At 65.3% G+C, this 4,976-nt stretch carries 8 protein-coding genes; 7 read left to right on the top strand and 1 reads right to left on the bottom strand.

Annotated elements, in window-relative coordinates; translation table 11 throughout:
* From GPT33_RS16980 to GPT33_RS16995, 4 genes are all read left to right on the top strand, one after another.
* Positions 1-654: efflux RND transporter permease subunit (locus GPT33_RS16980; protein ID WP_296811324.1), on the top strand; the 654-nt coding region annotated here is incomplete at its 5' end.
* Between the two features lie 7 nt (positions 655-661).
* Positions 662-1,054, top strand: a complete 393-nt coding sequence (locus GPT33_RS16985; RefSeq protein ID WP_296811326.1) for a nucleotidyltransferase domain-containing protein — start codon at positions 662-664, stop codon at positions 1,052-1,054.
* A complete protein-coding gene (locus GPT33_RS16990; protein ID WP_296811329.1) occupies positions 1,033-1,488 on the top strand; it encodes a HEPN domain-containing protein in 456 nt (151 codons plus the stop codon). Before GPT33_RS16985 ends, GPT33_RS16990 begins: the two co-directional genes overlap by 22 nt.
* Before the next feature lie 127 nt (positions 1,489-1,615).
* The gene (locus GPT33_RS16995; RefSeq protein ID WP_296811330.1) at positions 1,616-2,263 is read left to right on the top strand and encodes a Uma2 family endonuclease; all 648 of its coding nucleotides are present in this window, start codon (positions 1,616-1,618) and stop codon (positions 2,261-2,263) included.
* On the opposite strand, the gene GPT33_RS17000 is transcribed toward GPT33_RS16995, so the two are convergent.
* The gene (locus GPT33_RS17000; protein ID WP_296811331.1) at positions 2,209-2,637 is read right to left on the bottom strand and encodes a hypothetical protein; all 429 of its coding nucleotides are present in this window, start codon (positions 2,635-2,637) and stop codon (positions 2,209-2,211) included. The two genes, GPT33_RS16995 and GPT33_RS17000, sit on opposite strands and share 55 nt — an antisense overlap.
* Positions 2,638-2,688: 51 nt before the next feature.
* Here GPT33_RS17000 and GPT33_RS17005 point away from each other — a divergent pair, with 51 nt between their 5' ends.
* The 3 genes from GPT33_RS17005 to GPT33_RS17015 all read left to right on the top strand — a co-directional run bounded on the left by GPT33_RS17005 (position 2,689) and on the right by GPT33_RS17015 (position 4,924).
* Entirely contained in the window at positions 2,689-3,630 is a 942-nt protein-coding gene (locus tag GPT33_RS17005; protein ID WP_296811332.1) for an ADP-ribosylglycohydrolase family protein, read from the top strand.
* Positions 3,620-3,874: a hypothetical protein gene (locus tag GPT33_RS17010; RefSeq protein ID WP_296811334.1), complete on the top strand. Its 255-nt coding sequence runs from the start codon at positions 3,620-3,622 to the stop codon at positions 3,872-3,874. Before GPT33_RS17005 ends, GPT33_RS17010 begins: the two co-directional genes overlap by 11 nt.
* 90 nt (positions 3,875-3,964) lie before the next feature.
* Positions 3,965-4,924, top strand: a complete 960-nt coding sequence (locus GPT33_RS17015) for a metallophosphoesterase (RefSeq protein WP_296811336.1) — start codon at positions 3,965-3,967, stop codon at positions 4,922-4,924.
* Positions 4,925-4,976 lie beyond the last annotated feature (52 nt).

Here is a 4,976-nt window from a genome sequence, read left to right on the forward strand (position 1 = left end):
GTCGGCAGTACCGGCGAGGGCATCGGCGCCCTGCGCGAGATCGAGCGCAACACCCTGCCGCCCGGTTTCGCCGTCGATTGGAGCGGCACCACCTTCCAGGAGGTGCAGGCCGGCGGGGAGGCCGCCGTGGTGCTGATGCTGGCGCTGCTCTTCGTCTATCTCTTCCTGGTGGCCCAGTACGAGAGCTGGACGGTGCCGACCGCGGTCATCCTGTCGGTCGTCATCGCCGCCGTCGGGGGGTTGGCCGCAACCTGGCTGACCGGGCTCGACAACAACGTCTACACCCAGATCGGTCTGGTCATGCTGATCGGGCTCGCGAGCAAGAACGCGATCTTGATCGTCGAGTTCGCCAAACAGTTGCGCGAGGAGGGCCGCTCCATTCAACAGGCCGCGGCCGACGCCGCCCGCATCCGGTATCGCGCGGTGCTCATGACCGCCGTCAGCTTCATCCTCGGCATGCTGCCGCTGGTGCTGGTGACCGGCGCGGGCGCGGCGAGTCAGCTCTCGCTCGGCGTCGTGGTCCTGGGCGGTATGACGGCCGCGACCTTCCTCGGCATTTTCGTGATCCCGCCGCTTTATGTCTTCGTGCAGGGCTTGCGCGAGAAGGTGAAGGGCAGCCCGGCGCCCGTCGTCGAAAAGCCTGCGGATTCATAGCCTCGGAATGTCTACCGAGCCCAGCCCTTTTAACCCGACCATTCGCCCGGCAGGCGCCCCCTTTACGCCGGGCGAGCAGCAGTTGTTGGCGACCTTCGTCGCAAACAGTCTGCGCCGGCTCGGCAGCGTGGCCATCGAGCGCATCCTGGTGTTCGGCAGCCGCGCTCGGGGGGAGGGCGACGAGGACTCGGACCTGGACCTCGCGGTCTTCGTCTCGCGCGATGCGCACCGCTCGATCGCGCGAGATCTGACCGACATTGCGGAATCCACGCAAGAGGGCTGGGAGGATCTCCCGCACCTGCGGCCCATCGTCATCCGCGACGGTGACGGGACGAGTCGCCGACTGCTGGACGACATCATGCAGCACGGGATCGAGCTATGGGCGAAGACGAGCGCTTGAGTGCAGTAGCCGACGAGCTGGAGCTGCTGCTCGACGAGCTGCGCAGCTTCCGCGCCAATCGTCAGGTCGGCGTCCATCGCAAGTGCATCTCCAACCTCTATTACGCCGCGTTTCATGCGGTCCGCGCCCTCTTGTTCAGCCATGGGTTGGAGACGAAGACGCACGAAGGCACCCAGCGGCTCTTCGCGGCCCACTTCATCCGATCCGGAGCATTCGATCGGCAGCACCTGAAGACGCTCGGACAGCTCGAGGCCGACCGACTTCGCGCGGACTACCAAGGCTTCCACCAATTCGATGCCGAGGACGTTGCTCGTGCGTACGCGCCGGTCATTGCGCTTGTCGCCGCCGCGATGAATGATCTCGAGGTTTGCGTACCCGCATCTATTGAAACGATTGCGCCGTCGATTCGTGCCGAGATCGCCGACGACGGTTGATGGACAAAGATGGCCGAGTCGACCCGGCGGCTTGTCCAAGCATGCCCTGCGGAATGTTCCGTCTCTTTTCGCGATCCGCGTGCAGCCTCGTTCAAGCGTTGTTTGAGTCCGGACTTGGAGCCCTGGCATGTCCCTTCAACCCAAATCCCCACTCGATTTTGACGTCTGGCTCGCCGCCGAACGTGCATCGCATCAGGGCCGTACCGAGTATCGCAATGGCGAGGCCTTCGCCATCGATGGCAGTTCGGAGGCGCACAACCTGATCTGCGGAAACCTATTGGGCGAGCTGGGCAATCACTTCAAGGGCCGCCCCTGCTACGTCTACACCAGCGCCATGAAGGTCCGTGTCGAGTCCGCGAATCCCTGCGTCTACCCGGACGTGATGGCGGTTTGCGGAGAGCGGCAATTTCTGGATGACCGCCGCGACGTCATCACAAACCCGGCACTCATCGTCGAGGTCCTCTCCGACAGCACCGATGCCTATGATCGGGGCGACAAATTCGCCCACTACCGGTCCATCCCCGGGTTGCGCGCCTATCTGCTGCTGTCCCAGCAACCGATGAGCGCCGAGCTCCTCCTGCGCCAGCCGAGCGGTGACTGGCTGCTTTTCGTCTATACCGACCCGAGCGACCGCATCCCCTTGACGGCGCTCGACACCGAGCTGTCGCTGGCCGAGGTTTACGACAAAGTGGAGTTCATCGCTTCGGCGATGCAGAGCACTCAGCTCTCGATCGTTTCCTCCAGTCGAGCTGCATCGACCAATATGAAACGCTGATTCGTCCGCATCGAAACAACTCTGAAGGTCAGTCGGGCCTTCTTGTACTCCCAGTTGGTCTTGAATGCGCCGATGTCTTCCAGGTCGAGGTCGACGCATCCCGAGATGAGCTGACCCTCGAAGCGCCGTGGCTCAGGAAAGATCCCCATCAAGATGCCGGAGTGCTCCTCGGCCTGCTCGGCAATGTCTTCGTCCTTGAGTGCGTTGAGTACATGCTCGACCTCGATTCCCCAGTTCAAATGCTCGCTCTTGCCTTCGAACTCGGCGGCAAAGCCGGCAGCGATCGAACGTGTGCCCTCGACCGGCGTTATCCTTTTCGCGTAACGGAACGTGGAAAAACGGCGTTTCCGATCATCAATTGAAGTTACGAACATCCGATGCCCTGTGCGCACGGGTCCGAGCCAACCCCAATGGAGAAAACACCCATGACCCGAGCCGACGACCACTCCACCTTTGCCGATCGCGCCCGCGCGGCCCTGCTCGCCCATGCGTGCGCCGACCGTTTCGGCGCCTCGCTTGAGTTCGTAAAGGACGCGAGCGTGCGCACCCGGCCGGTCCACCTGGGCCACTGGACCGACGACACCCACATGTCGCTCTATCTCGGCGAGGCGATCCTGGAGCATGGACCGGGGCCGCTCGACGCGGACCGATTCGGCACGCTTGTGGGCGAGGCCTTCGTGCGCTGGAGCCATGACCCGCTGACCCCGTCGACCGCGCCGGGCGGGACCTGCCTGACCGGGACCGCGCGTTTCGAGCGCGACCGCGACTGGACCACCAGCGGGGTGCGCGAGTCCGACGGCTGCGGGGCGGTGATGCGGATCGTGCCCTTGGCGCTGGCCTATCGGGGCGAGGACCTGATCGAGGCCGCCTGCATCTCGGCGCTGCTCACCCATGCCCATCCGAACGCGGTCGAGGCTGCCGTCGCCGGGGCCTGGCTGGTGCGGGCAATCCTGGAGACGGGGCGCTGGGACACGGCGCTGGTGGAGGAGGCGATCCAAGGGCTCGACGGGCCTTGGCACCAAGGCGGCGAGGTCTCGGCGAGCCTGCGCGCGGCCATCGCGTGGACGGCGCGCGAGGAGGACTGGCTCGACGAGAAGGCCATCCCACCGGGCGACGGCGGTTGGCGCTCCGGCAGTGCGCTGGGCCTTGCGGTGGCTGCGGCGCTGCGTTGGCCCGAGGATCTGGGTTTGGCGGTCGAGAAGGCCGCACGAATCCGAGGGGATTCGGATTCGGTCGCCTGTCTCGCGGGCGCATTGCTTGGCGCGTCGCTGGGCACGGCGGCGATCCCGCAGGAGTGGCTCGACACCCTGCCGCAGCGCGACGAGATTACCGGGCTCGCCGATCGCCTGCTCGGGCTTGCACCGTGACGGCAACACGCCCGACGCCCTGAGCGACAAGGCGAGGGCGACTCGGCACGATCCGGACTGGGAACGGGTCGTGGTGAGCAGCCATACCCATCTGCACGGGCAGGCGATTTTCTCCGCACCGCGACGTGTCTGTATCTCTGCGACCTCGGACCACCGGGGTGGGTTGCTGGCGGTGCAGTTTCCGGAGCGGCGCTGTTGGTGGACCAACGGGGATGAGGCGACCGAGATCGCGATGCGTGCCTGATCCGAAGCGGTGATCCGGCGACCCCGTGCTCGGGAGCGTGCAATGCCCGCATCCGCGGGTCGACCCTATAGCCTTAACAGAGGAGCGAAAATGTACGATCTGATCGGCGACATCCACGGCTGTGCGAATGAACTCAAGGCGCTGCTCGCGAAGATGGGCTACAGCGCGCGAGACGGCGTCTGGCGACACCCGGCACGCCAAGTGATCTTCCTCGGCGACTTCATCGATCGCGGGCCGGCGCAGGTCGAGGTGATGAAGATCGTTCGCGCGATGGTCGACGCCGAGCAGGCACTGACGGTTATGGGCAATCACGAGTTCAACGCCGTGGCTTGGGCCACGCCGATCTCGACGGGATCGGGCGACCATTTGCGACCGCACACCGAAGGCAATCGGAACCAACACGCGGAATTTCTCGCGCAGGTCGGCGAGGGCAGCCAGCTCCACGTGGACTTGATCGACTGGTTTTGCGGCCTCCCGCTCTGGCTGGATCTGCCGGGTCTGCGCGTCGTGCACGCCTGCTGGCATCGGCCCTCCTTCGAGATCCTGACCGAGCACCTAGACGACCGACAACGGATCCGCGACGAGGCCGCCTGGGCCTCGCTCACCCGACGAGGTGATCCCGGATACGAGGCACTGGAGACGGTGCTGAAGGGTTTGGAGATCCCGCTTCCCGAGGGGGTCGAATTCAAGGACAAGGACGGCAAGACCCGCCGGCGGGTCCGCACCCGCTGGTGGAAAGACCACCCGATCACCTATCGCGATCTCGCGATCGCGCCGCTTGAGGTCATCCCGCAGATCCCGCATGAGCCGGCGCCCGAGCATGTCCTGCCGGGCTACGACGGGGACAAGCCGGTATTCGTCGGCCATTACTGGATGAGCGGTACCCCGCACCCGCTGTCCGCGCGTGTCGCCTGCCTGGATTACAGCGTTGCCGCCGGCGGGAAGCTCTGCGCCTACCGCTGGGACGGGGAGCATGATCTGGTCGGCGAGCATTTCTGCTGGGTCGACGTGGATCGCAGCCAACCCGCAACGCAAGGAGCGGCATCGTGAAAGAGCACAAGGCCAATGAGGATGACCCGCGCCGGAAGGCTCCGGTTCCGAT

It is taken from the genome of Thiocapsa sp. (assembly GCF_011390875.1).
In the GTDB taxonomy this organism is placed as follows: Bacteria; Pseudomonadota; Gammaproteobacteria; order Chromatiales; family Chromatiaceae; genus Thiocapsa.

Excerpts from the sequence above, each read along its gene's own strand:
- GPT33_RS16985 (WP_296811326.1), top strand. The coding sequence starts at position 662 with ATGTCTACCGAGCCCAGCCCTTTTAACCCGACCATTCGCCCGGCAGGC.
- GPT33_RS16990 (WP_296811329.1), top strand. The coding sequence starts at position 1,033 with ATGGGCGAAGACGAGCGCTTGAGTGCAGTAGCCGACGAGCTGGAGCTG.
- GPT33_RS16995 (WP_296811330.1), top strand. The coding sequence starts at position 1,616 with ATGTCCCTTCAACCCAAATCCCCACTCGATTTTGACGTCTGGCTCGCC.
- GPT33_RS17000 (WP_296811331.1), bottom strand. The coding sequence starts at position 2,637 with ATGTTCGTAACTTCAATTGATGATCGGAAACGCCGTTTTTCCACGTTC.
- GPT33_RS17005 (WP_296811332.1), top strand. The coding sequence starts at position 2,689 with ATGACCCGAGCCGACGACCACTCCACCTTTGCCGATCGCGCCCGCGCG.
- GPT33_RS17015 (WP_296811336.1), top strand. The coding sequence starts at position 3,965 with ATGTACGATCTGATCGGCGACATCCACGGCTGTGCGAATGAACTCAAG.